Below are 24,837 nucleotides of genomic sequence, written 5' to 3' on the forward strand. Positions count from 1 at the left end.
CGTTCTAGCCCACTGGGCTAGAATGGGTCGTAGTTTTGTTTTTTATTATACGAGAAAGGAAAAACAAATGAGAGACGATAAATTCGGTATGCGTGGATTGACTTTTGATGATGTATTGTTAGTACCGGCAGCATCTGATGTATTACCATATCAAGTAGATTTAAAGACACAATTAACACGTGATATTTCACTAAATATCCCAATGATTAGTTCTGGTATGGATACTGTTACTGAGTCCCGTATGGCCATTGCCATGGCTCGTGAAGGCGGTATGGGTGTTATTCATAAAAATATGTCCATCGAGGAACAAGCTCATGAAGTTGATACAGTTAAACGTTCTGAGCATGGTGTTATCGTTGATCCGATTTTCCTAAGCCCTCAGAACCTTCTCTCTGATGCAGAAGAATTGATGCGTAAATATAAAATCTCTGGTGTACCTATTACAGAACATGGTAAACTAGTAGGGATCATTACAAATCGCGATATGCGATTTGAAACTGATTTATCCCGTCAAATTGGCGAATGTATGACCAGTGAAGGTTTAGTTACCGCTCCTGAAGGTACTTCTTTGGAAATGGCTAAATCCATTTTGAGCAAACATCGTATTGAAAAATTACCATTAGTTGATAAAGATGGTAATTTAAAGGGCTTAATCACCATTAAAGATATTGAAAAAGCTACAAAATATCCTAATTCTGCAAAGGATGCTAGCGGCCGTCTATTAGTTGGTGCTGCTGTTGGTGTTTCTAAAGATATGTATGATCGTCTAGATGCTCTCGTAGCAGCTAAAGCCGATGTTATCATCGTCGATACTGCTCATGGTCATTCTGCAGGTGTATTGCGTACATTAAAAGAAATTAAACAAGCATATCCACATATTCCAGTTATTGCTGGTAATGTGGCAACGGCAGCTGGTACAGAGGCTCTTATTGAAGCTGGTGCAGATGCTGTTAAAATTGGTATTGGACCTGGCTCTATTTGTACAACACGTGTCATTGCTGGTATTGGTGTACCTCAAATCACTGCTGTCTATGAGTCCGCTCAAGTAGCAAGACGTTATGGTATTCCAATAATCGCTGATGGTGGTATTAAATATTCTGGCGACATTGCGAAAGCGATTGCAGCTGGTGCCAATGTTGTTATGATGGGTAATATTCTTGCTGGTACTGATGAAAGCCCAGGAGAAACTGTTATTTACCAAGGCCGTTCCTATAAAGTATACCGTGGTATGGGTAGCTTAGGGGCTATGAAGCTTGGTAGTAAAGATCGTTATTTCCAATCAGAAGCTAAAAAATTAGTTCCTGAAGGTATCGAAGGTCGTGTACCTTATAAAGGTATGTTGGCAGATACTATTTTCCAAATGGTTGGTGGTTTACGTGCAAGTATGGGATACTGTGGTTGCCATAATATTAAAGAAATGATTGAAAACACTCAATTTATTCAAATTACGGCAGCAGGCTTGAAAGAAAGTCATCCACATGATGTAAGTATCACCGTAGAAGCACCGAACTATAGTGGTTTATAATGGAGTATTATTTTGAGTAAACGTATTTCGGTATTATCCGTCCCTATTGATTGCATCACTATGGACGAAGCAGTTTCAAAAATTATAGAGATGACGAAGCAATCAGGGCTACATCTTGTAGCAACTGCCAATGCTGAAATGGTTATGCTAGCCAATCAGGATCCCGTGTTACACGGGATCTTGAATTCCGCTAGTCTAGTTGTTCCTGATGGAGCTGGTATATTATGGGCAGCGGAACGCATGGGTGAAAGAGTGCCTGAACGCGTTACTGGTGTTGATATTACCAAAGAATTGTTTAAACAAGCTGTAAGCAATCAAATCCCCATATATTGTTTAGGTGCTGCGCCTGGTGTAGCACAACAAGCAGTTTCTAATTTACAAGCAATGTATGGTACTATTAATATAGCTGGCATCCATGATGGGTTCTTTGATGAAGCAGAGGAACAACGTATTATTAACGATATTAAAACTTCGGGTGCTAAGCTCGTATTTGTTGCATTAGGTGTGCCAAAACAGGAACAATGGATTTCAGAAAAACTATCCTCTTTACAAGGCGTTGTAGCCATTGGTATAGGAGGGTCTTTTGATGTATTGGCTGGAAATATTCCACGCGCACCTCATTGGATGCAACGTAATCGTTTAGAATGGTTATATAGATTATATCTGGAACCTAAACGTATAGGCCGAATGTTGGCTATACCAAAGTTTATGTGGACTGTTATTAAGAATAAATAGGGGAGTTTAGTTGTGCCTACAGGACCAATAATAAAAGAAGGATTTCCTTTAATCGGAGTGATGCTCTTCATTACGATTATAGCGGTGTATTTTGGATATTATAGTATCGCAATCATTACATTTATTTTGGCATTATTTTTTGTGAACTTTTTTAGAAATCCAAAACGCAACATTCCTACTGACCCAGATGCTATTTTATCTCCAGCTGATGGCAAGGTAATGGAAATTGAAGATGTATATGAAGATTTGTATTTACATCGAGAATGTAAAAAGGTAACAATCTTTTTATCTGTTTTTGATGTGCATGCCAATCGAGCTCCTATTGAAGGCAAAATTACATATCGTCATTATACGATGGGAAGTTTTTTACCTGCTTTCAAAGAAGATGTGGGGTTTGAAAATGAACGTCATACAATTTGTATAGAAAACGATAAAACAGAAGTACTCGTCACACAAATTGCAGGTTTATTAGCTCGTCGTATTGTTTCTTGGACAGATCTTGATAGTGTATTAAAACGTGGCCAGTTATATGGTATGATTAAGTTTGGTTCATGTACTGAAATTTACATGGATAAAAATGTAGAGATTTGCATTGAAAAAGGTCAGCATATTACTGGTGGGGATACGATTATCGGGAGGCTTCGTCATGAATAAATCAGTTATTCCAAATTTATTTACTAGTTCTAATTTAGCATTTGGTGTTATCGGCATTACATTGTCTGCTACGGGCAATACCTTTGGGGCGGCTATTTGTGTGATACTATCACTGATTGCAGATGGTTTAGATGGGCGTGTGGCACGTGCATTAGGCGTAGCAGGTCCTATGGGGCGTGAATTAGATTCCTTATCCGATGTAGTCGGATTTGGCGTTGCCCCTGCTTATATGCTGTATGTTAATGATTTGCAAGGACTAGGCTGGCTCGGTTATATTCCGTTATTAGCCTTTGCTGTTTTAGGCGCTTTTCGTTTAGCTCGTTTTAATATTAAAACTGATGAAGTTCACGGCTATTTTGAAGGTCTTCCTATTCCAGCAGCAGGTTGTTTAGCGGCTACCTATATTTTATGTGGTGTGCAAGTCCCACAGCTAGTTTTGTTTGTGTCCATGATTCTTGTTGGTATCTTAATGGTTAGTGAAGTAAAATATCCTGACTTTAAAGGTCACAGTGCAGTTCGCATTAGCAAAATTGCTATCGCATTGGTTGCTCTCATCATCATTGCTGCATTGGTATATGATTGGCATACATGGGCTGTTATGATTTTTACTGGTTATGTGTTGTTTGGTCTGTTTAATACGGCGTTGAATATAGTGCGCAAATAGACTGTGGAGGTTTGTCTTATGGATTACCTACTGGATCTGATATTGATCCCTATGCAGGTAATAATCGTAATTTATACGGTTTATTATTTCGTACTTGCCGTTATAGGTATGTGGCGGTCTCGAGTTCATAAAAACTATACGCCAAAAAATTCATTCGCCATTGTTGTGTGTGCTCATAATGAAGAGGCTGTAGTAGGAGAGCTCGTAAAAAACTTAAAAGGTTTAGATTACCCAGACGATTTGTATGATATTTTTGTTGTAGCGGATAACTGTACTGATAAAACGGCTGAAGTGGCCAGTGCCGCAGGAGCTAATGTTCACGAACGTTTCAACAAAGAAGAGGTTGGTAAAGGGTATGCCATGGGGTGGATGTTTGACCGCGTGGATAAAATGGATAGGAAATATGATGCATTCCTCATCTTTGATGCTGACAACTTGGTACACCCTCAATTTATGTTAGAAATGAATGATCACCTCGAAAAAGGTGAATCTGTTATTCAAGGGTATCTTAACTCCAAAAACCCTACAGATTCATGGGTTGCGGGCACTTTTTCAATCATGTTCTGGATGGTTAACCATATGTGGCATTTAGCCAAATATCGTATTGGTTTATCAACGGCACTTGGCGGTACGGGTATGTGTATTCGTACATCTATTATTAAAGAATACGGATGGGATTGTACAAGCTTAACGGAGGACATGGAGTTCTCTATGAAGTTATTAACACATGGTATTAAGACGACATGGGCTCATGATGCTATCGTGTATGATGAAAAAGTAACAACTATGATGGCTTCTTGTAAACAACGTTTGCGTTGGGCACAAGGTCAATTTGATTGTGCAGATCGTTATATTCCTAAATTATTTGCAGCGGGTATTAAGCAAGGTAATATTGTCATTTTAGATGGTATTTTGCAAGTGAGTCAGCCTTATTTCTTATTGTTGACGACCGTATATTTGGTATTTTCTTATATCAATGCATATGTGCCAATTTACACCAATATTTTGTACCAAATTATGCCTATGTCCGTATGGCAAATTATTGGTATTGGGCAATATCTATTCCCATTAATTGTATTGTTGAAAATTAAGGTACCACCTAAAATTTGGTTTTACTACTTGTTATATCCAATTTTTGTATATTCATGGGTTCCAGTAAATATTTTAGGATGGTTCCGTCGTCATAATAAGGAATGGTCTCATACGGTGCATACAAGAGCTGTTGGCTTGGGGGATGTTAAATTAACTCGTATGGGAGATATGAATAAGAATAAAAAATAGAATCTATAGGAGTGACTATGCATATCTTAATGTGTAACGATGATGGCATTTTAGCTGATGGCTTACGCCAATTAGCGACGTATTTAAGTCAATATTATCGTGTTACCGTTGTAGCACCAGCTACTGAACAAAGTGCTAAATCCCATGCATTGACGACTGAGATTCCTTTAAAATTAGATGCGTACAATGGCGAGGATGAAAATCCTCGCCTTTATGCACTTACAGGAACTCCATCTGATTGTATGAAATTTGGACTCAGTTATTTATTAGCCGATGACATGCCTGATCTTGTTATTTCAGGTATTAATCATGGCTTTAATTTAGGTTCTGATGTATTGTATTCAGGAACCGTATCTGCAGCCATGGAAAGTGCTTTTTATGGAATCCCTGGCCTTGCTTTATCTGTAGAGCGATATTCGATTGAGCGTGGTCATGAAATGCATCCATTTATTCATGAATTAATTGAGAAAATTTATGTAAATGGTAATTTTGAAGGCCTATTAAATGTTAATTTCCCATTGCGCGGCATTTGTGATTGGGATCATTTTAAATTGGTGAGCCAAGGGCTTCAAACCTATAGTAATATAATTGATGCTAGAATTAATTCACGAGGTCAAGATTATTATTGGTTGGCTGGAGACTTGGATTGTGGAAAGGAAGACGTACCAACGGATGTTGAATACGCTCGAAAAGGTTATATTACAGGTGTTACTTTGACCTGGAAACAGCAAGATGATGTGGCGATGCATACACTCACAAATATTTTAGAAAAAATATAAAAAATTTGTTGACAGACATTTGTTATTCCTATATAATTACAAATGTTCCGAGACGCCGGAGTGGCGGAATGGCAGACGCACTTGACTCAAAATCAAGCGGGTAACACCGTGTGGGTTCAAGTCCCACCTCCGGCACCAACTACAAGCGGAAACGCTTGAACAGGTGATAAGAGTAATCTTATCACCTGTTTTTTGTTTATACGATTCAAGTAAAATGATAGAGGTCTCTATGGACATACAACATATTATGGATTATCTACCAATAACATATGCACTGCAACAACAAGATGTTAGCAAGACAATGGTTGATTTAAAACTGTTAAAAGAGATACCCATTGATAGTTCCGTTAATCAATGTCAAGGATTCTGCTATAACTCAAAAAAAGATGTATTTGTATTAGCTTGTATTAATTCTGAAAATACGCGACAAGTTATATATGAGCTAGATCCAAGAACATTTGATATTGTTGGTACCTATAAATTTCGTGATGCTTATGTATTAGCACATATGAATACGCTTACCTATAATCCAGACACTAATTTGTTATACACTACGAATGCTATGATTGATGGCCATCGCATTACTACAATAGATGCAGATACAATGAGTATTGGCAATACTATTACGATTCCTGAACGGGTATTTAATTTAGCCTATGATAAAAAAACGAATCAGTTTATGTCGATTGTTCCTGTAGATGCAACAATGAGACGTATCAATTACTATACATCACAGTTTCAACTCGTTCAGTCTAAAGATATAGATGCTAATTATGATGATTATAATAATAATGGTGCCTTTGCTAATGATGGTAAAACTATATTTGCAACGTTATCCACTGTTATTACTGTAGATAAAACAGGAAACGTTACTAAGATTGCTTCTTTTCCAAAAAATCTTGAAATTGAAGATATGGATATGCGTCATAACATAATGTACGCTGCTGTAAATATGAATCATAAAGTTTTTATTTATACTATGCTTAACTATTAATAGACTGTGCTTTCATCAATGATTAATCTAACAAAATTGTGTATAATAAAAAGATAGATAATCGACATATAAGAGGTTATGATATGAGATTAGGCACAGATATAATAGAAATTGATCGAATTAAAAAAGCCATAGACCGTTCAGAGCGCTTTCGACAGCGCGTATATACGGAACGTGAAATTGCTTATTGTGAAAGTAAACGCACAGGGATCTATCAATCCTATGCAGGTATTTACGCAGCAAAAGAGGCTTTTTTGAAAGCATTGGGGACTGGATTGCGTTACGGCTCATGGCATGATATTGAGGTGTGCCATGATGAATTCGGGGCTCCATCTCTAAGCATAACGGGGGCTTTCAAAAAAATTATGCAAGAACGAATGTATACAGAATCTATAGTTTCTATTAGTCACTGTCGGTCGTACGCTATGAGTACGGTCATCATAAAGAGGTAATTTATGTACAGTTTAACGAGAGAAGCATCACAACATATTGATGCCTATGTACCGCGTCATCTACACGTGCCTTTGGAGTTGCTCATGGAAAATGCAGGTCGAGGTATAGCCGATGCGTTGGTAGATGTAGAAGGAGAACGTTTTCACGAGGATCCTTTTACAGGTATGGTTCTATTGGTGTGTGGTGTTGGTAACAATGGAGCCGATGGACTGGTAGCGGCTCGTCATTTAATAGAACAAAGAATTCCCGTTACCATTGCATTAGTAGGCAATGTATCACATGGTAGTGAGCTATTTAATAAACAACTGACCATGGTGCGCGCCATGAGAATTGATATTGTTCCTTTTGAAAGTTTTAGTGATTGGTCCCGTGTTCATGTTGTCGTAGAAGGTTTAATGGGAACAGGTTTTCAAGGTGAATTACGAGAATCTGTAATATCTGTACTACATGACATCGATGTGGAACGCAACCAATATGGATTTTCTCTATGGGCTATCGATGTGCCCGCTGGTGTTGATGCCACTACGGGGCAGGCTTCGGATTATACATTATCCTATGATGCGACAGTGACTTTTGGATCTATTAAAGAGGGGCTATTGTTATATCCAGGCAAATCCTTGGCAGGCACAGTAATCATCGCACCGTTAGGGGTACCTTGGGAATTAGCATTAGAATCAGAGGCGCCGTTTAACACATCTCATTATGTTTTATATGATCGTTTAGCTTCATTGGAACTTAGTGATCGAATGCCGCAGGCCCATAAGGGTGTTAATGGTAATGCTTTAATTGTGGGCGGTTCTGAATCAATGGTAGGAGCACCTATCATAAGCGCAGAGGCGGCCGTACACGGTGGAGCCGGTAAGGTTTCATTAGCCGTTCTTAATAGTGTGCGATCTATCGTACAGTCTAAATGCATACCAGAAGTCATGGTATTGCCATTAGAAAATATAGGTTCCATCAATTTACAATCCTATGATGTCGTTGCCGTTGGCCCTGGATTAGGACGCACAGATGAAGCCAAAGTATTGGTAAATTCTTTGTTAGAACGACAATCGGGACATATGGTTATCGATGCTGATGGATTATATGCTCTTGGCACCATAGGACATGTTTATGCACATGGGGATAAGACTATTACTTATGAAGGCAATATGCAGTTTAAAAATTGTATTATGACACCTCATTTAGGCGAGTTTAGCCGTCTTATTGATACATCCATTAATTTTATAGAGAAGCATTATGTAGAGTTAGCGATTCAATTTGCTGTAGCTCATAATGTAGTGCTAGTTTTAAAAGGAATTCCTAGTTTAGTTGCCTTTCCTACCGGTGAAGTATATATCAATATGATAGGCAATCCTGGTATGGGAACAGGAGGAATGGGTGATAGTTTAACGGGGATTATAGCCGCCTTTGTAGCACAAGGTTATTCTTTACAGTCTGCGGCCTTATTAGGTGTCTATGTACATAGTCGAAGCGCTGATATATTGGCTGAAGAAAAACCTTGGGGCTATACACCAAGTGATGTAAGCCAATCCGTTGGTTTGGTACTACAAGAGTTATTGAAAGGATAGGTATATGACGAGATTACAACGAATACTACTATGCTTCATAACTTTATTAGTGCCACTGTTTGTGCTAGCAGGTTGTTCGAATTCAGATGTTTCCAAAGCGGCTACACAAGCCGTGTCGGCATCATCCAATTATTCTATTGATACAAAGCAGACTAATGCAGAAGGGCATGTTGATATCTATATGCTAGATATCGGCCAAGGGGATGCAATACTTCTTAAAGTTGGTGATGAGTATAGCATGATTGATACGGGAGATATAGAACATCGTGAAAATATTGTAGCCCAACTACATAATCTCGGTGTTACTAAGCTTAAAAATGTCATCATCACACATCCTCATGCAGATCATATGGGTGGTTTTTTAGCTATTGCAAAAGCAATGCCTATAGAACATGTATATGATGATGGTATTTCTGTTGACAATAATATGTATAAAACATATGAAAAATGGATTGAGAAAAAGAATATTCAACGCACTACGTTAAAAAAAGGTGGTACTGTTGATTTTGGTCATGGTGCAGTATTTGTAGTATATGCGCCTTGGGATGATATATTAGTAGATAAAAAAGGGCAACCGGATTTAAATAATAATTCTATTGTTGGTAAATTTATATTTGGTAAATTTTCTATGCTCTTTACAGGTGATGCAGAATTACAAGAAGAACAACGGCTTATAAAAGAGCAAAATAGTAAGCTCTTTGCTCGTATTTTGAAGGTGGGGCATCACGGATCGCGAACAAGTAGTTCTGAAGATTTCCTAAAATCCGTCAAACCAGAGAGTGCATTAATCTCTTGTGGGTTATATAATAAATATGGTCATCCTCATGATGTGACATTACGTCATTTGAATGAACACAATATCGCCATTTATCGTACAGATACGATGGGACGTATTCACATTAGTACGGATGGGAATGAATGGCAAATTTCTACAGAACGATGATAGATATGTATAATCCGTATACCTATCTTCATGTTTGTATGAAATAATCTATCTATAATCTAACATTAGTTTATGGATAGATTGGAACGATGAGACGAAACATTAGTATCATCGGCTCATCTCTATGGTTTGGACAAAAAGTATGTCAGTTAGATTGGAGTGAATGTATTGCGTAAACTATTTTTAATTTGCTTTGCTTTTCTCATGGCTGTACCACTGTTGTTAAGTCAAGCAAAGGCTGCTAATTTACAGGATGCTCGTTGGGTAACGAGAACTGATGCACCTGTTCCATATGTACGTATGGTTATGGATTTATCTACTCCTGTAAACGCGGCAGCATCCATCAGTAAAGATGGAAAAACGACAACGGTTACTTTGAAGAATACGAAGCTAAAAACGGCGAAGAATACTATTTATATGGATTCTTCCATTGCTAGCGTAGCTCAACTTTCACAAGTAGGCAAAGATGTGGCAGTTACGATTAAAACTCCATCCGCATTGGATACTAATGATGTGAAGGTTTTCTCTTTGAAGAAGGATACAGTCAATCAAAAGCCGTATCGAATTGTTGTAGATGTACAGAAAAAAGGCGTGGCTCCAAAACCTATCAATTATGGTAAGAAACCATCCCCAGCTACAGCGCCAGCAAGTAGCAAAGGGTCCGGTATATACTCTGTATCAGGAGGATTATCCGGTAAGGTGATTACTATTGATCCAGGTCATGGTGGTAGCGACCCAGGTGCTATCGGCCCTACAGGGTTCCAAGAAAAAAGTGCAACATTACCGATTGCTAAATATTTGAAATCAGCTTTAGAAGCTCGCGGTGCTAAGGTATTCCTGACTCGTACTACAGATGCCGATGTATATGGTCCTAATGCGAGTGGTGTTGATGAGTTGGGTGCTCGCGTTAATATAGCAAACTCCCATAATTCAGATGCCTTTGTAAGTGTTCATATTAACTCTTTCAACAACCCAAGTGTAGGTGGCATTGCTACATACTACTATTCTAAAACTGGTAATGACGCTCGCTTAGCACAAAAAGTACAAAATCAAATTGCTAATGTACCAGGCTTTAATGGTGACAGAGGTATCCAAGAAGGTAATTTGTATGTATTAAGACATACAAATATGCCGGCTATTCTCGTAGAATTAGGCTTTATTTCTAACCCTAATGAAGAACGTGCATTGAAGAGCGACCAAACAAAACAAGACTTTGCTAATCGCATTGCTGCTGGTATTGCTAGTTACTTTGGAGGCTAAGGATGAATATTCGAAATCAAATAACAGTGATTGCTTGTATCGGCATCCTAGCTTTTACAGCGGGCTGTAATTCCAATCAAATGCAAAACACAGGTTCTACAAACGTAAGCCAAGAGGTCAAGGTCAATAAAGATGCTGAAACTGCTAAGACTTCTAGTGAATCCGTTAAAATGGTATTCTTTGTTCCTACTGAAGATGGTTCCGGTGTTAAACAACAATCCGTGGATATCGCAGCAGATAAGGTGACGCCGAAGGCGGCATTGCTTGCCATGTTAAAAGCTGATCGCCAACAAAAGTATCCTATCTTTGATAAAGCGATAAAAATCAACTCTGTAACAGTTAAAGATGGAGTTGCTTCTGTAGAGGTAAATAAAGCTTTTGTTGATGGTAAAGGTGGCGACTTAACTGTTAAGTTGCAAATGGCTGCTATTGTTAACACATTGACCTCTTTTGATAATATCAATGGAGTGCTCTTTGTATGTGATGGCAAAAAGGTTCCTATTGTAGGTGCATTTGATACGAATAGCCCTATTAAACGGATGGAACAACTCATAAAAAAATAATGTACGAATCGACCTCATCAGTATGATGAGGTCGATTTTTTTTGCATTCTTATATATGTTACAATACATATAGTGTATAAGATAAAAAAGGTGATATAGTGGAACTTAAAACTCTTGGTGAATTTAATTTCATACATAGTATTGAATCGGATACAATATATGACAATAAGACAGTGGTGCAAGGCATTGGCGATGATTGTGCCATTTATAAAGCTAGTGAAGGGTATGATCAGCTCATAAGTACGGATACCATGGTGGAAGGTGTTCATTTTAGCTTTCATTATATGGCGCCCTATGATGTAGGATATCGTTTGATGACGGCTAATTTGAGTGATATTGCTGCTATGGGAGGTATACCACGTCAGGTTGTATTATCTGTATCTGCACCAGGTCATATTGACACGCAAATTTTAGATGAAATTTATAGAGGGATTAAGGATCAGTGCCAACGATATCATGTAAATCTTATTGGCGGTGACACGGTCAGTATAGATGGCCCCATGGTGTGGACCATTACTATCATAGGCGAAGTGCCTAAAGGTAAAGCGATACTACGAAGTGGTGCTCGACCTGGGGATGTGGTGGGCGTCACTAATTATATTGGTTATGCTGCAACAGGGTTAGGATCCTTATCGTATAATCTAGATGGCTATCCAATGACGAGAATTGGGCATCAGCGTCCAGAACCACAGATTGAATTAGGCCAAAAATTGCGAGATCTAGGCATTCATAGTATGAATGATATTAGCGATGGACTTAGTAGTGAGTTGAATGAAATTGCAAAGGCATCACATGTTTCAATCGTCATTGATGAAGCACTTATCCCATTGCATGAAGAAACATATAAACTAGCTGCTGTATTACATACTAATCCTGTTGATTATGCATTGTTGGGCGGTGAAGATTTTCAGCTCGTATTTACGGCGCCTAAGGAACTTTCACAGGCATTAGAACAGTTAGGTTCTATCACGCTTATTGGTGAGGTTATAGAGGGAAAACCGATGGTACAATCGGTGACTAAGAATAAAGAGATACGCTTATTAGAAGCGAAAGGATATAATCATTTTCATGAGTAAAAATAAAGTTACATTAGAAACATATTCTGTAGAGGATACGCAATGTTTTGGTGAACGCCTAGGGCAGTGGGTCAAAGAGTCTGCTAGTCCACTATGCATGGCATTAATCGGTGATTTAGGGACTGGTAAGACTCATATGTCTCAGGGTATAGCAAAGGGTCTTGGCGTGTCGGAGGATATTACAAGTCCTACATTTTCTCTTATGAATACCTATATGACATTGGCTGGTGAAATATACCATTTTGATTTATATCGCATGGATGATGTAAGTGAATTAGAAAATATTGGATTTTATGAATTTACAGAGGATCAAGTTGCCATTGTAGAGTGGGCGGATAAGTTTGAAGATGAATTGCCCGATGAAACGTTATGGATACATATTGATTCGATTGATACTCACTCTAGACGGATTACATTAGAGAGCGATGTACTTGACGCTGAAACATTGAATACTTTAGGAGGTATGTATGTGGTTGGGAATTGAAACGAGTTCTGTCGTTTCTAGTGTTGCTGTGATGAATGAAAGTCAGTTACTTGGTGAAATTACTATACAAGCAGGATTGACTCATTCTGAGCAGTTGGTACCACATATTCAATCATTGCTAGAGATGACGAGGGTAGAAAAATCTGATTTAAAAGGAATCGTTGTTGCTAGTGGTCCCGGTTCCTTTACAGGTTTGCGCATAGGAATGGGAACAGCAAAGGCGATGGCCTATGCATTACATATACCTTTATATGGAGTTATGACTATGGATGGATTAGCGCGTAATATTCCATACACTACTGATACGATTTGCACGGTTATTGATGCGCAAAAGAAACATGTCTATGCGGCTCTGTATGCATATGATGGAGAGCGTTTACAGGTTAAAGAAGAGCCATTCGTAGTGGAAGCTGCTTCATTAGTAGAACGATTACGAAACCAACATAAACGCGTCGTATTTGTGGGCGATGGTATTAAGCGGATTGCTCCACTAGTAGCAGATGATGAGTTATTAATCATTGGTGATCCTATCTATCGCATACCTAAGGCTAGCTCTTTATTATTAAGCGCCCGCCCTTTGATTGAACGAGGTGAAAGTGCTGATCCTATGGATATGGTACCGTACTATATTAGACGGTCTGAAGCAGAAGTATTGTGGGAAGAAAAGCATAAAGATAATCCTGCTATGTTAAAGGAGAATCCTACAGTCACTGTAATCGAAGCGGCAGGTGAAAAATAGACATGACAGTCCGTAGAGCAACGATTGAGGATGCAAAGGAAATTTTTGCTATTGAAATGGAATGCTTTTCTGTTCCTTGGAGTTTAGATTCCATAGAAACAGAATTGCTGAATGAAGATAAGAAACTCTATTATGTTGTAGAAGATGCCAATGGTGTTGTAGGTTATGCAGGGGCGTGGCTCGTATATGATGAGGGGCAAATTACGAATATTGCGATACGTCCATCTGCAAGACGCCAAGGCTTTGGTGCTAAACTTACGAGTGCATTGATAGAGGAATGTTTTAAACGAGGCATGCATGAAATCTTTTTAGAAGTTCGTATATCTAATTTGTCTGCTTTATCTTTATACCGACAATTGGGGTTTACTGTAAAAGGTATGCGAAAAAATTATTACTCGGAGCCTAAAGAAGATGCGTATATCATGTCTCTTATTAAAGAGGAAGGAAAATGAGTGTATATACATTAGCATTAGAAAGTAGCTGTGATGAAACATCGGCAGCTGTACTTAAGGATGGCCGTACAGTACTTTCTAATGTCATATCGAGTCAGGTGCCAATTCACCGAAAATTTGGTGGTGTAGTGCCAGAAATTGCATCCCGTCATCATATAGAACAAGTTATCCCTGTTATTGATAAGGCTTTAGCGGATGCTCATGTCACATTGGATGACATTGATCATATAGGGGTTACCTATGGTCCTGGATTAGTAGGGGCCCTATTAGTTGGTGTAGCAGCTGCAAAAGGATTATCCTTTGCTACGGGGATTCCTTTAGTACCTGTTCATCATATGGAAGGTCATATTTTTGCTAATTTCTTAGCTAATCCTACATTAGAACCACCATTTTTAAGCCTTGTTGTATCCGGTGGTCATACTATGCTAGTTCATGTGAAAGGCTATGAAGAATTCGAGATTTTAGGACAAACACGGGATGATGCGGCCGGTGAAGCTTTTGATAAAATTGCCCGCGTTATGGGGTTTCCATATCCAGGAGGACCTCATATTGATGCATTAGCAAAAGAGGGCAATCCAGATGCTATTGAGTTTCCGAAGGCCCTTAGTGAGTCGGGAAATTTTGAATTTAGCTTTAGTGGTTTAAAATCAGCTGTTTTGAACTACTTAAATAGTAAATCTCAAAAGGGTGAAGACATACATAAGGCTGATGTGGCGGCGTCCTTTCAAAAGGCTATCGTAGATGTTCTAGTAGAAAAAACTAAGGATGCAGCTCATACACTAGGGGAAACTAAAATAACCATTGCTGGTGGTGTATCTGCTAACCAAGGCTTACAAGTAGCATTAGAGAATATGTGTAATGAAGAAGGATTTACGTACTATAAACCAGGTAAAATTTTAGCTACTGATAATGCGGCTATGATTGGATGCCGTGCTTACTATATGGCACAAGCCGGAAAATTCTGCGATTTACATTTAAATGCTAAGCCTAGTGTGCCAATTGGTACCGTTGCATGGGTAGAAGGTAACTAGTATGACTGTACATATATATGATGAACTTGTTAAGGAAACAAATCTATCTAGTTTGCAAGCAGCCCTACTAGTTCATATTAGTCATATGATTCGCTTTGGCCAATCGGTGAGTAAACATAAGATTGTTTTGTTTACAGAGATTGCGAATGATGACATGATGTGTATATATGAGTCTAATGACTCATTAGTTACATCACGCATACCTAGTTCTGATATGTGGAAAAAACTAATCACCACCGGTGAAAGCTTTCAACAATCCACACAAAATGGATTTGAATATCTATTTCCTATTGTCGATAATGGCGGTAAGACTATAGGAGGCATTTCCTTCTCTTATATAGCACCTGCCAATGGTGTGGAAGGAAAACGAGGATTTATCATAGCCGATACAATGCAACGATTGATGTTGACGGCCACAGATGAACAAATTAAAGAATATGAGCCTATATCGTATTTGGATGGGCTCATCATTTTTGACCAAAATGGGACTATCTTGTACGGCAATGATACGGCGTTACACTTGGCGGATATTGTCGGTGTTGATCGGCGGTTGGTGGGCACATCTATTTTTGGTAGTTCTTTAAAAATATCTGCTATTCATCGTGTCATAGATGAACGAAATGATTTTGTATCCGAAGAAATCTATCATAATATGGTACTAAGACAGCATTTGATTCCTATTCCGATGGGACGCAATGAATGTCGTTGCTTTTTAATTCTTCACGATTGTACTCGTGAAAGTAAACAGCAACAAGAACTACTAGTTAAAAATTCTATTATTAAAGAGATACATCACCGTGTTAAAAATAACTTACAAACAGTAGCAGGCTTACTACGGATGGAAGCGCGGCGCTCTGATTTACCAGAGGTAAAATCGGCATTACAAGAGGGTATTTCCCGTATTGAAAGTATGGCCCTTGTCCATGATTTAGTATCTCACTATGATGAAGACTATATTTCTATACGATCCATATATGATGAATTGTGCCGATTATTACGCCAGAGCATGGTAAATCGTAATCAACATGTAGAATTTCGCTATCACGGAGACGATTGTATTATTTCATCTCATCAAGCCAGTTATATTTCTCTTGTATTCAATGAACTGATTTCTAATAGTATTGTGCATGGGTTGGATGGGACTGATGGTATAATTTCATTATCTGTATCCAGTATGAATGATACTATTGCACTAGTATTTACAGATTCAGGTAAAGGTTTGCCTCGTGATTTTGATATGGCTAAAAGTAAGCGATTAGGCATGCAAATTATTAATAATTTGGTGACTCACGAGCTACAAGGTCATATGACGATTGAAAATGGTGATGTTGGGGTTATTGTTACAATTCATATTCATAAGGAGCAATAAATGCGTATTTTAATCGTTGATGATGAATCTTTAATCCGCATGGATTTGCGAGATATTATAGAATCTGAACAACATGAAGTGGTTGGGGAAGCATCGAATGGTGTTGAAGCTATTACGATGTGTAAAGAACTAAAACCTGATGCGGTGTTAATGGATGTGAAAATGCCTGAGCTAGATGGTATAGAAGCAGCTCGTCAAATTGGATTTAACCACTTGGCACCTGTTGTACTTCTAACTAGTTATAGTCAACAGGATTTAGTGACAAAAGCTCGTGAATCTGGTGTATATGGATATTTAATAAAACCTGTCAGAGAAGAGCAGCTGATTCCAACATTAGAAATGGCATGTGGTCGATTTTTAGATGATTTAGAATCACGTCAACAAATGGCTGATTTAGAGAAAACTCTAGAAGAACGAAAAATAATACAAAAAGCGACAGGCATTCTTATGGATTTATATAAAATTACGGAGGACGAAGCATATAATCGAATTCGGCAATTAAGTATGAAGAAACGAGAGTCTATTGTCAATATATGTAAACTAATCATTCAACAAGCATCGTCTAATTAATAAAAACTATAGGGCGATACATATAACCTTCTATATAAGATATAAAAGCTTATATAGAAGGTTATTTTATATGAATTAGTACTTGTAAAAACTAAAAAGTCAAAAAATCAAAATTAGTACTTGCAATTATTTTGACATAGGTTATAATAATACATGTGATTAGCACTCGATAAGTTAGAGTGCTAATGAATTATGAATAATACATAGTAAATAAGGAGTGACATCATATGTTAAAACCATTAGCTGACCGCGTTCTTATCCGTTTAGAAGCAAAAGAAGAAAAAACTAAAAGTGGTATCTTCCTTCCTGATACAGCAAAAGAAAAACCTCAAGAAGGTGTTGTTGTAGCAGTAGGTGCTGGTAAAGTATATGACAATGGTCAACGTGTAGCTCCAGAAGTTAAAGTTGGCGATACTGTTATGTTTGCAAAATATGCTGGTAGCGAATTAGAAATCGATGGCGCTACTCACTTGATTATTAGCGAACGCGATATCTTAGCAGTATTATAATAGCTTTCAAGGCTATACATGTTAATGATACATTCTATATTGCCTTAGGGCATATATTTCTTTACATTGGATAGTGTTACTATCTAGGAGGTAATACATATGGCAAAAGAAATCTTGTTTAATGAAGAAGCTCGTCGCGCTTTAGGTCGTGGCGTTGATCAATTGGCAAATGCTGTAAAAGTTACATTGGGACCAAAAGGTCGTAATGTTGTATTGGATAAAAAATTCGGTTCCCCAACGATCACAAATGATGGTGTAACTATTGCTCGTGATATCGAACTTCCAGATCCATTTGAAAACATGGGCGCTCAATTAGTTAAAGAAGTTGCTACTAAAACTAACGACGTAGCAGGTGATGGTACTACTACTGCAACAGTATTGGCACAAGCTATGATTCAAGAAGGTATGCGCAACGTAGCAGCTGGTGCTAACCCAATGATCTTGAAAAAAGGCATTGAAACAGCAGTAAAAACTTTGGTTGAAGAAATTAAAAAACGTTCCATTAAAGTTTCTGGTAAATCTGAAATTGCTCAAGTAGCTAGCGTATCTGCTGCTGACGAAGAAATTGGTGGTTTGATTGCTGAAGCTATGGAAAAAGTAGGTAACGATGGCGTTATCACTGTAGAAGAATCCAAAGGCTTGCAAACTGCATTAAACGTAGTAGAAGGTATGCAATTTGACCGCGGTTACATTTCCCCATACATGGTAACTGATCCTGACCGTATGGAAGCTGTTATGGATAACCCATACATCTTGATTACTGACCGTAAAATCAGTGCTATCGCTGATATGTTGCCAACACTTGAAAAAGTGGTAAAAGTAGGTAAAGAACTTCTTATCATCGCTGAAGATGTAGAAGGCGAAGCATTGGCTACATTGGTAGTTAACCGTTTGCGTGGTACATTCAAAGCTGTAGCTGTTAAAGCTCCTGGCTTCGGCGACCGTCGTAAAGCTATGCTTGAAGATATCGCAATCTTAACTGGTGGTACTGTAATTACTGAAGATATGGGCCGTAAACTTGATTCTGTAGAACTTACTGATCTTGGTACAGCTCGTCAAGTTCGCATCACTAAAGATGAAACTACAATCATCGATGGTGTAGGCGATAAAGACGTAATTGCTAAACGCGTTAGCCAAATTCGTGCACAAGTAGAAGAAACTACTTCTGAATTCGACCGTGAAAAATTACAAGAACGTCTTGCAAAATTATCTGGTGGTGTTGCAGTTATCGAAGTAGGTGCTGCTACAGAAGTTGAAATGAAAGATAAAAAACTTCGTATCGAAGACGCATTGAACGCAACTCGTGCTGCTGTTGAAGAAGGTATCGTAGCTGGTGGTGGTACTACATTCATCGATATCATCCCTGCATTGAACACATTGGAAGCTACTGGTGATGTTCAAACTGGTATTAACCTTGTTAAACGTGCAGTAGAAGAGCCACTTCGTCAAATTGCTTACAATGCTGGTCTTGAAGGTTCCGTTGTAGTAGAAAAAGTTAAAAATACAGAAGCTGGTGTTGGTTTCAACGCATTGACTGAAGAATATATCGACATGGTAAAAGCTGGTATCGTGGATCCTGCAAAAGTAACACGTTCTGCTCTTCAAAATGCTGCATCCATCGCTTCTCTTGTATTGACTACTGAAACAATCGTAGCTGATAAAGTAGAAGAAAATGCTGCTGCTCCTGCAATGCCTCCAATGGGTGGCATGGGCGGTATGATGTAATCAACTGCTTTAGCGATACATAGATAATATATTAAAATCCTAATGAATGTAGATTGCTACATTCATTAGGATTTTTTATTCTTGGAATGGGGCTTGATAAATTGATTTCATAAGCCATTTATGGTATAATTCTATAGAATTTCATATAAGAGTCTTGGTTTGACAGACACTAGTATATAGCATATAATTTTTATATCTAAAAATATCTATATAATAAAGAGGTGTTACTATGTTGAACTTTTTATTTAAAAGTAAACCTGATTATATTAATTTTGGGCTTTTATTCTATCGCCTTGCATTAGGTATTTCCATGTTCTATCATGGATACTTAAAATATGTAAGTGGTGAACAAGGTCTTTATAAGGTAGGGGCCATGTTGTCCGCCTTAGGTGTGCCAAGTGGCTTTGAGGTTATATTAGGTACCATCGCATCTTATGCAGAAATGGTCGGCGGTATTCTTCTTATTATAGGCCTGTTTACACGTATTGGCACGCTTCTAGTTGTAGGTACCTTGGCGGTAGCGACCATATTGAATCTTAACGGCAATTTCTTTAGTTGGGATTATCCATCGCAAATGGGCTTTGGTGCTATCATGCTGTTCTTTGCTGGTGCAGGTCGCTATAGTTTAGATAAGGCATTATTTAAATAATCAGTTAATTAGAAGACTCATCATAGATGAGTCTTTTACTATGTAGAGAGGTTATTATGAATCAAAAAACAGTTCCATTTACATCTGAACAATTAGAAGCAATTATTGCTAACTATCCGACTCCGTTTCATATTTATGACGAAGAAGGCATCGTTAATAATATGAAGAAATTCATCTCCGCATTCTCTTGGAATAAGGGATTTAAACAGTATTTTGCTGTGAAAGCTACTCCAAATCCATATATTATGCGTGTATTACAAAAACTAGGAGTAGGTGCTGATTGCTCTTCCTTAGCTGAATTACTTCTTTGTGAAAAGGTAGGTATCACTGGACATGACATTATGTTCACATCCAATGACACACCTTATGTAGAGTATAAAAAGGCGTTAGATTTGGGGGCTATCATCAATTTAGATGATATTACTCATATTGAATACTTAGAAAAACATCACGGATCTCTACCAGATACATTCTGCGTACGTTATAATCCAGGTCCTTTGAAAGAAGGGGGCAATACGATTATCGGCCTTCCAGAGGAAGCAAAATACGGTATGACTCGTGAGCAAGTATTTGAGGCATATAAGCAATTACAAGCAAAGGGTGTAAAACATTTTGGTTTACATACTATGGTTGTATCTAATGAACTTGATATTGATGGATTGGTAGGTACAGCTGAAATCTGCTTTAACCTAGCTGTAGAAATTAAAGAAAAATTAGGAATCGATGTTGAATTTATCGATCTTGGTGGTGGTGTAGGCGTAGCATATAAACCAGAACAAACGCCTGTTGACTTTGAAAAATTGGGCGAACGTGTTCATGAAGCTTATGATCGAATCATTAAAGGCAATGGTCTTAAGGATATTGATTTGGCCTACGAATGTGGTCGTATGGTAACAGGCCCATTTGGATATCTTGTTTCCACAGCTATTCACAAAAAGGACATCTATCGTCATTACATCGGTTTAGATTCTTGCATGGCGAATTTAATGCGTCCAGCATTGTATGGTTCTTATCATCATATTACAGTAATGGGAAAAGAAAATGCTCCTCAAGATCATGTGTATGATGTAACTGGTTCCTTGTGTGAAAATAATGATAAATTTGCTATTCAACGAGAATTGCCAAAAATTGATATTGGTGACCGTATCATCATTCATGATGCAGGTGCACATGGTCATTCGATGGGCTTTAACTACAATGGTAAATTACGTTCTGCTGAATTGTTGTTGCACAAAGATGGATCTGTTACACAAATTCGTCGTGCTGAAACATACGATGATTTGTTTGGTACATTAGACTTCTCTAATTTATAATATTGAGAATTAAATAGAGTTGAGAACTACTATTAATAAACTATAAGATATACGGATATATAGGGATTTTTTCTAATTCCTGTATATTTTAGTAGGAATATCTTGCTATCATTTAGATAAGAATGTATAATGAGTATAGATTGTTATGCACATACTTGCTAAAGTGGCGAGAGAATACGGCGGTATCACCCTTGTGCGTACCGCCGTTTTTCTATGTGACTATAAAGTTTTAATCATATAATCAGATTATCTGATACGAAGGAGTGAAATATTTTGGCTGAATTACTTCAGATTAAAGATTTGGAAGTGTCTGTAGAAGAGAAGAAAATTCTTAAAGGCATTAATTTAACAATAAATAAAGGTGAGATTCACGTAGTAATGGGTACGAATGGTGCTGGTAAATCCACATTGGCAAATGCTATTATGGGTAACCCATTGTATACAGTTGATAAAGGTTCTATCGTATTTGATGGCAAGGATATTACAGAAGATGCTGTAAATGATCGTGCAAAAGCAGGTATCTTTATGTCATTCCAAAGCCCAATTTCCGTTCCTGGTATTACTGTAGAAAACTTCATCCGTACTGCAAAATCTACAATTACAGGTGAAAATGTACGCGCGTTGGCTTTCAAAAAAGAATTGAAAGAAAAAATGGATGAATTGTCCTTTGACACATCCTATGCACAACGTTATGTAAACGAAGGTTTCTCCGGCGGGGAACGCAAGAAAAATGAAATTCTTCAAATGTCTATTTTAAATCCTAAATTGGCTATTCTTGATGAAACTGACTCTGGTCTTGACGTTGATGCTGTTCGCATTGTATCCGAAGGTGTTAATCGTTTCCACAATGAAGATAATGCAGTATTAATCATCACTCACCACAATCAAATTTTACAAAAATTAAAACCTGATTTTGTACATGTTTTGATCAACGGTAAAATCGTTAAAACTGGTGATGCTTCATTGGTTCGTGAAATTGAAGAAAAAGGTTACGACGCATACAAAGCATTAGCATAGGAGGCAACATGGAAGAAAGAAAGAAAACCCAAGTTGCGGATATGGACCGTGGTGTCTATGATATAAAGAATAATTTTGAGTATTCCTATATTGCTGATGCTGGGTTAACAGAAGATATTATCCGTGAAATTTGGTCTAATAAAAATGAACCGGAATGGATGCTTGACTTCCGTTTGAAATCCTTAGAGATTTACAATCGTATGGAAATTCCTAATTGGATTCCTGATATTTCTGGCTTAGATATGGAACATATTTACACATATGTAAAGCCTAAAGTAGATATGAAGGGCGATTGGAATGAAGTACCTGACGATATTAAGAGCACATTTGATCGCCTCGGTATTCCAGAAGCAGAAAAAACATCTCTTGCAGGTGTAGGTGCTCAATATGACTCCGAAGTCGTATATCACAGCATTCAAGAAGATCTTGTAAAACAAGGCGTAATTTATACTGATATCGAAACAGCACTTCATGAACATGAAGAAATCGTAAAAAAATACTGGATGACATTGATTCCTCCTACCGATCATAAATGGGCAGCTCTTCATGGTGCCGTTTGGTCTGGCGGTTCCTTTGTCTATGTTCCTGCAGGCGTGCAAGTGGATATTCCATTGCAATCCTATTTCCGTTTGAATGCACCAGGTGCTGGTCAGTTCGAACATACGATGATCATCGTAGAAGAAGGTGCTAAGGTACATTTTATCGAAGGTTGTTCTGCTCCTAAATACGATGTATCCAATCTTCATGCAGGCGCAGTAGAATTGTTCGTTAAGGATAACGCTACGTTGCGTTATTCCACAATTGAAAACTGGTCTAAGAATATGTACAACCTCAATACCAAACGTTGTGTTGTAGGTAAAGGCGGTACTATTGAATGGGTATCTGGTTCCTTTGGTTCTCACGTATCCTGTTTGTACCCAATGAGTATTCTTAATGGCGAAGGTGCTCATGCTGAGTTTACAGGCGTAACATTTGCCGGCGAAGGTCAATTCCTTGATACTGGTTGTAAGGTGGTTCACAATGCACCATATACAACAAGTAATGTAAACTCTAAATCTATCTCCAAATCCGGTGGCGCTGCTATTTATCGTGGCCTGTTGAAAATTGGTCCTAATGCGGAACATGCAAAAGCAACTGTATCCTGTGAATCCTTGATGTTGGATGAAATTTCTCAATCCGATACAATTCCAGCTATTATTGTAGAAAATGATAATGTCGATTTAGGTCATGAAGCTAAGATTGGCCGTATTTCTGATGAAGCTATTTTCTACCTTATGACGCGTGGTATTAGTGAAGAAGAAGCTCGTGCAATGCTTGTTCGTGGTTTCGTAGAACCAATTTCTAAAGAATTGCCATTGGAATATGCTGTTGAAATGAATAATCTAATCAATCTTGAATTAGAAGGTTCTATCGGGTAAGGAGGTACTATGAGCGAATTACTATTTAATGAACTTCCTAGACCTACCTTTAGATGGTTGCGTGTTAACCATACTCCAGCAAGTCTTTGGGGAGAATCAGACAAAACTACAGCTGTATTGGTAAAAGGTAATGATGCCATTATAAGCCCATTGCCAGCTGGGACAGCTTTGATGAATACAAACTATAAAGGTGCTAATGGTGAGGCTGTATCTAAGCTTGTAAGCGAAGCTGAAGGCTATCGTATTCATGTGCCTGCTAAGGCAAAAGAAGTGGTAGGTATTCGCATTGATGCGAGTGCACGTATTGCCAGTCGTTTCCAATTTATCGTTGAAGAAGATGCTGACGTAGAAGTACAATTCTTCTTGGATGGTGGTACAAAAGAGGCGACTAATATTCAATATCTTAATGAATACGATGTAAAATCTAATGCCAAGATTGTCGTTAAAAAAGTAAATCTTTTAGACGAAACTGTACAGCATATCGAACATCGCTATACAAAACTAGAGGATAATGCCGATGTGGAATACATCAATGTAGAAATTGGTGGCAAAGAAAACTTCCTAAACTATGAACATGATTTACAAGGTGAATCTAGTAAAATCGTTCATGACATTGCTTATTTAGGCAATAAGGAACAAAAATTTGATATTGCTATGCTCATGACACATGGTGGTAAAAAATCTTTTAGTGATATTCATACATTAGGTGCCTTAAGCGATACATCTAAAAAATCCTTCCGTGGTACATTGGATTTCCTTCGCGGTGCCGTTGCCTCTGAAGGTGCTGAAGAAGATACATGTTTATTGTTAGATCCTACTGTTAAATCTATTTCTCTACCATTGTTATTGTGTAAAGAAGATAATGTAGTAGGTAATCATGCAGCTAGTGCAGGACAAATTGATCAAAATAAATTGTTCTACCTCATGAGCCGTGGTTTTAGTGAAGTAGAAGCTAAACATATTATTGTAGAATCAATGATTCGACCAATCATCGATCGCATTGGTGATGACGTGATTGAAGAAGCTGCTTTGATTGCAGTACGTAATAAGATTTAAGAGGATT

The 24,837-nt window shown here is 37.9% G+C and carries 26 protein-coding genes and 1 tRNA gene; all 27 read left to right on the forward strand.

Features of this window, described 5'->3' with window-relative positions; genetic code table 11:
* The first annotated feature begins 67 nt into the window (after window positions 1-67).
* The 27 genes from guaB to O3598_RS00535 all read left to right on the forward strand — a co-directional run bounded on the left by guaB (window position 68) and on the right by O3598_RS00535 (window position 24,830).
* Window positions 68-1,525, forward strand: a complete 1,458-nt coding sequence (gene guaB, locus O3598_RS00405) for an IMP dehydrogenase (protein ID WP_005376173.1) — start codon at window positions 68-70, stop codon at window positions 1,523-1,525.
* Window positions 1,526-1,537: 12 nt separating this feature from the next.
* Window positions 1,538-2,260 carry a WecB/TagA/CpsF family glycosyltransferase gene (locus O3598_RS00410; protein WP_005376335.1) on the forward strand — a complete coding sequence of 241 codons (723 nt, stop codon included), beginning with the start codon at window positions 1,538-1,540 and terminating at the stop codon, window positions 2,258-2,260.
* A gap of 12 nt (window positions 2,261-2,272) precedes the next feature.
* A complete protein-coding gene (locus O3598_RS00415) occupies window positions 2,273-2,914 on the forward strand; it encodes a phosphatidylserine decarboxylase family protein (RefSeq protein ID WP_005376228.1) in 642 nt (213 codons plus the stop codon).
* Entirely contained in the window at window positions 2,907-3,578 is a 672-nt protein-coding gene (pssA, locus tag O3598_RS00420) for a CDP-diacylglycerol--serine O-phosphatidyltransferase (protein WP_005376193.1), read from the forward strand. Before O3598_RS00415 ends, pssA begins: the two co-directional genes overlap by 8 nt.
* An 18-nt stretch (window positions 3,579-3,596) precedes the next feature.
* Entirely contained in the window at window positions 3,597-4,859 is a 1,263-nt protein-coding gene (locus tag O3598_RS00425) for a glycosyltransferase family 2 protein (RefSeq protein WP_009661087.1), read from the forward strand.
* 17 nt (window positions 4,860-4,876) lie between these two features.
* The gene (surE, locus tag O3598_RS00430; protein WP_009661258.1) at window positions 4,877-5,638 is read left to right on the forward strand and encodes a 5'/3'-nucleotidase SurE; all 762 of its coding nucleotides are present in this window, start codon (window positions 4,877-4,879) and stop codon (window positions 5,636-5,638) included.
* Window positions 5,639-5,692: 54 nt separating this feature from the next.
* Window positions 5,693-5,776: transfer RNA gene (locus O3598_RS00435), tRNA-Leu, on the forward strand.
* Between the two features lie 91 nt (window positions 5,777-5,867).
* Window positions 5,868-6,632 carry a hypothetical protein gene (locus O3598_RS00440; RefSeq protein WP_316593637.1) on the forward strand — a complete coding sequence of 255 codons (765 nt, stop codon included), beginning with the start codon at window positions 5,868-5,870 and terminating at the stop codon, window positions 6,630-6,632.
* Window positions 6,633-6,715: 83 nt separating this feature from the next.
* Complete coding sequence (gene acpS, locus O3598_RS00445) at window positions 6,716-7,084, forward strand: holo-ACP synthase (protein ID WP_303938539.1); 369 nt, start codon at window positions 6,716-6,718, stop codon at window positions 7,082-7,084.
* 3 nt (window positions 7,085-7,087) lie between these two features.
* Complete coding sequence (locus tag O3598_RS00450) at window positions 7,088-8,656, forward strand: NAD(P)H-hydrate dehydratase (protein ID WP_371451379.1); 1,569 nt, start codon at window positions 7,088-7,090, stop codon at window positions 8,654-8,656.
* Window positions 8,657-8,660: 4 nt separating this feature from the next.
* Window positions 8,661-9,599, forward strand: a complete 939-nt coding sequence (locus tag O3598_RS00455; RefSeq protein WP_302942928.1) for a ComEC/Rec2 family competence protein — start codon at window positions 8,661-8,663, stop codon at window positions 9,597-9,599.
* A gap of 168 nt (window positions 9,600-9,767) precedes the next feature.
* Window positions 9,768-10,859 carry an N-acetylmuramoyl-L-alanine amidase family protein gene (locus tag O3598_RS00460; protein ID WP_005378716.1) on the forward strand — a complete coding sequence of 364 codons (1,092 nt, stop codon included), beginning with the start codon at window positions 9,768-9,770 and terminating at the stop codon, window positions 10,857-10,859.
* Between the two features lie 2 nt (window positions 10,860-10,861).
* Window positions 10,862-11,422, forward strand: coding sequence for a GerMN domain-containing protein (locus O3598_RS00465; protein WP_005380484.1), 561 nt, complete (start codon window positions 10,862-10,864; stop codon window positions 11,420-11,422).
* Between the two features lie 98 nt (window positions 11,423-11,520).
* Window positions 11,521-12,498 carry a thiamine-phosphate kinase gene (gene thiL / locus O3598_RS00470; protein WP_371451381.1) on the forward strand — a complete coding sequence of 326 codons (978 nt, stop codon included), beginning with the start codon at window positions 11,521-11,523 and terminating at the stop codon, window positions 12,496-12,498.
* Window positions 12,491-12,982 (forward strand): tRNA (adenosine(37)-N6)-threonylcarbamoyltransferase complex ATPase subunit type 1 TsaE, encoded by a 492-nt coding sequence (tsaE, locus tag O3598_RS00475; RefSeq protein ID WP_005378694.1) that lies wholly within the window; start codon window positions 12,491-12,493, stop codon window positions 12,980-12,982. Before thiL ends, tsaE begins: the two co-directional genes overlap by 8 nt.
* Window positions 12,966-13,721, forward strand: a complete 756-nt coding sequence (gene tsaB / locus O3598_RS00480) for a tRNA (adenosine(37)-N6)-threonylcarbamoyltransferase complex dimerization subunit type 1 TsaB (protein ID WP_281741411.1) — start codon at window positions 12,966-12,968, stop codon at window positions 13,719-13,721. Before tsaE ends, tsaB begins: the two co-directional genes overlap by 17 nt.
* Before the next feature lie 2 nt (window positions 13,722-13,723).
* Window positions 13,724-14,173 (forward strand): ribosomal protein S18-alanine N-acetyltransferase, encoded by a 450-nt coding sequence (rimI, locus tag O3598_RS00485; protein ID WP_005378736.1) that lies wholly within the window; start codon window positions 13,724-13,726, stop codon window positions 14,171-14,173.
* Entirely contained in the window at window positions 14,170-15,204 is a 1,035-nt protein-coding gene (gene tsaD / locus O3598_RS00490; protein WP_016475649.1) for a tRNA (adenosine(37)-N6)-threonylcarbamoyltransferase complex transferase subunit TsaD, read from the forward strand. Before rimI ends, tsaD begins: the two co-directional genes overlap by 4 nt.
* Window position 15,205: 1 nt before the next feature.
* Complete coding sequence (locus O3598_RS00495) at window positions 15,206-16,573, forward strand: sensor histidine kinase (RefSeq protein WP_371451383.1); 1,368 nt, start codon at window positions 15,206-15,208, stop codon at window positions 16,571-16,573.
* The gene (locus tag O3598_RS00500) at window positions 16,574-17,143 is read left to right on the forward strand and encodes an ANTAR domain-containing response regulator (protein WP_371451384.1); all 570 of its coding nucleotides are present in this window, start codon (window positions 16,574-16,576) and stop codon (window positions 17,141-17,143) included.
* Window positions 17,144-17,370: 227 nt separating this feature from the next.
* Window positions 17,371-17,652 (forward strand): co-chaperone GroES, encoded by a 282-nt coding sequence (groES, locus tag O3598_RS00505; RefSeq protein ID WP_004696047.1) that lies wholly within the window; start codon window positions 17,371-17,373, stop codon window positions 17,650-17,652.
* Window positions 17,653-17,751: 99 nt separating this feature from the next.
* On the forward strand, window positions 17,752-19,377 hold the full coding sequence (groL, locus tag O3598_RS00510; RefSeq protein ID WP_005378685.1) for a chaperonin GroEL: 1,626 nt from the start codon (window positions 17,752-17,754) through the stop codon (window positions 19,375-19,377).
* Between the two features lie 229 nt (window positions 19,378-19,606).
* Window positions 19,607-20,026 (forward strand): DoxX family protein, encoded by a 420-nt coding sequence (locus O3598_RS00515; protein WP_105084559.1) that lies wholly within the window; start codon window positions 19,607-19,609, stop codon window positions 20,024-20,026.
* Between the two features lie 56 nt (window positions 20,027-20,082).
* Complete coding sequence (locus O3598_RS00520; protein ID WP_287516160.1) at window positions 20,083-21,339, forward strand: diaminopimelate decarboxylase family protein; 1,257 nt, start codon at window positions 20,083-20,085, stop codon at window positions 21,337-21,339.
* Between the two features lie 273 nt (window positions 21,340-21,612).
* A complete protein-coding gene (gene sufC, locus O3598_RS00525; protein WP_005378715.1) occupies window positions 21,613-22,356 on the forward strand; it encodes a Fe-S cluster assembly ATPase SufC in 744 nt (247 codons plus the stop codon).
* 8 nt (window positions 22,357-22,364) lie between these two features.
* On the forward strand, window positions 22,365-23,774 hold the full coding sequence (sufB, locus tag O3598_RS00530) for a Fe-S cluster assembly protein SufB (RefSeq protein ID WP_005379968.1): 1,410 nt from the start codon (window positions 22,365-22,367) through the stop codon (window positions 23,772-23,774).
* Between the two features lie 9 nt (window positions 23,775-23,783).
* Window positions 23,784-24,830, forward strand: coding sequence for a SufB/SufD family protein (locus O3598_RS00535; protein WP_371451387.1), 1,047 nt, complete (start codon window positions 23,784-23,786; stop codon window positions 24,828-24,830).
* Window positions 24,831-24,837 lie beyond the last annotated feature (7 nt).

The sequence above is a fragment of the Veillonella atypica genome, assembly GCF_041431435.1.
Classification (GTDB): Bacteria; Bacillota; Negativicutes; order Veillonellales; family Veillonellaceae; genus Veillonella; species Veillonella atypica.

What these genes read in the sequence shown, in the direction of transcription:
- guaB (WP_005376173.1), top strand. Translation starts at nt 68, where the DNA reads ATGAGAGACGATAAATTCGGTATGCGTGGATTGACTTTTGATGATGTA.
- pssA (WP_005376193.1), top strand. Translation starts at nt 2,907, where the DNA reads ATGAATAAATCAGTTATTCCAAATTTATTTACTAGTTCTAATTTAGCA.
- O3598_RS00425 (WP_009661087.1), top strand. Translation starts at nt 3,597, where the DNA reads ATGGATTACCTACTGGATCTGATATTGATCCCTATGCAGGTAATAATC.
- surE (WP_009661258.1), top strand. Translation starts at nt 4,877, where the DNA reads ATGCATATCTTAATGTGTAACGATGATGGCATTTTAGCTGATGGCTTA.
- O3598_RS00440 (WP_316593637.1), top strand. Translation starts at nt 5,868, where the DNA reads ATGGACATACAACATATTATGGATTATCTACCAATAACATATGCACTG.
- acpS (WP_303938539.1), top strand. Translation starts at nt 6,716, where the DNA reads ATGAGATTAGGCACAGATATAATAGAAATTGATCGAATTAAAAAAGCC.
- O3598_RS00450 (WP_371451379.1), top strand. Translation starts at nt 7,088, where the DNA reads ATGTACAGTTTAACGAGAGAAGCATCACAACATATTGATGCCTATGTA.
- O3598_RS00455 (WP_302942928.1), top strand. Translation starts at nt 8,661, where the DNA reads ATGACGAGATTACAACGAATACTACTATGCTTCATAACTTTATTAGTG.
- O3598_RS00465 (WP_005380484.1), top strand. Translation starts at nt 10,862, where the DNA reads ATGAATATTCGAAATCAAATAACAGTGATTGCTTGTATCGGCATCCTA.
- tsaE (WP_005378694.1), top strand. Translation starts at nt 12,491, where the DNA reads ATGAGTAAAAATAAAGTTACATTAGAAACATATTCTGTAGAGGATACG.
- tsaB (WP_281741411.1), top strand. Translation starts at nt 12,966, where the DNA reads ATGTGGTTGGGAATTGAAACGAGTTCTGTCGTTTCTAGTGTTGCTGTG.
- rimI (WP_005378736.1), top strand. Translation starts at nt 13,724, where the DNA reads ATGACAGTCCGTAGAGCAACGATTGAGGATGCAAAGGAAATTTTTGCT.
- tsaD (WP_016475649.1), top strand. Translation starts at nt 14,170, where the DNA reads ATGAGTGTATATACATTAGCATTAGAAAGTAGCTGTGATGAAACATCG.
- O3598_RS00495 (WP_371451383.1), top strand. Translation starts at nt 15,206, where the DNA reads ATGACTGTACATATATATGATGAACTTGTTAAGGAAACAAATCTATCT.
- O3598_RS00500 (WP_371451384.1), top strand. Translation starts at nt 16,574, where the DNA reads ATGCGTATTTTAATCGTTGATGATGAATCTTTAATCCGCATGGATTTG.
- groES (WP_004696047.1), top strand. Translation starts at nt 17,371, where the DNA reads ATGTTAAAACCATTAGCTGACCGCGTTCTTATCCGTTTAGAAGCAAAA.
- groL (WP_005378685.1), top strand. Translation starts at nt 17,752, where the DNA reads ATGGCAAAAGAAATCTTGTTTAATGAAGAAGCTCGTCGCGCTTTAGGT.
- O3598_RS00515 (WP_105084559.1), top strand. Translation starts at nt 19,607, where the DNA reads ATGTTGAACTTTTTATTTAAAAGTAAACCTGATTATATTAATTTTGGG.
- O3598_RS00520 (WP_287516160.1), top strand. Translation starts at nt 20,083, where the DNA reads ATGAATCAAAAAACAGTTCCATTTACATCTGAACAATTAGAAGCAATT.
- sufB (WP_005379968.1), top strand. Translation starts at nt 22,365, where the DNA reads ATGGAAGAAAGAAAGAAAACCCAAGTTGCGGATATGGACCGTGGTGTC.
- O3598_RS00535 (WP_371451387.1), top strand. Translation starts at nt 23,784, where the DNA reads ATGAGCGAATTACTATTTAATGAACTTCCTAGACCTACCTTTAGATGG.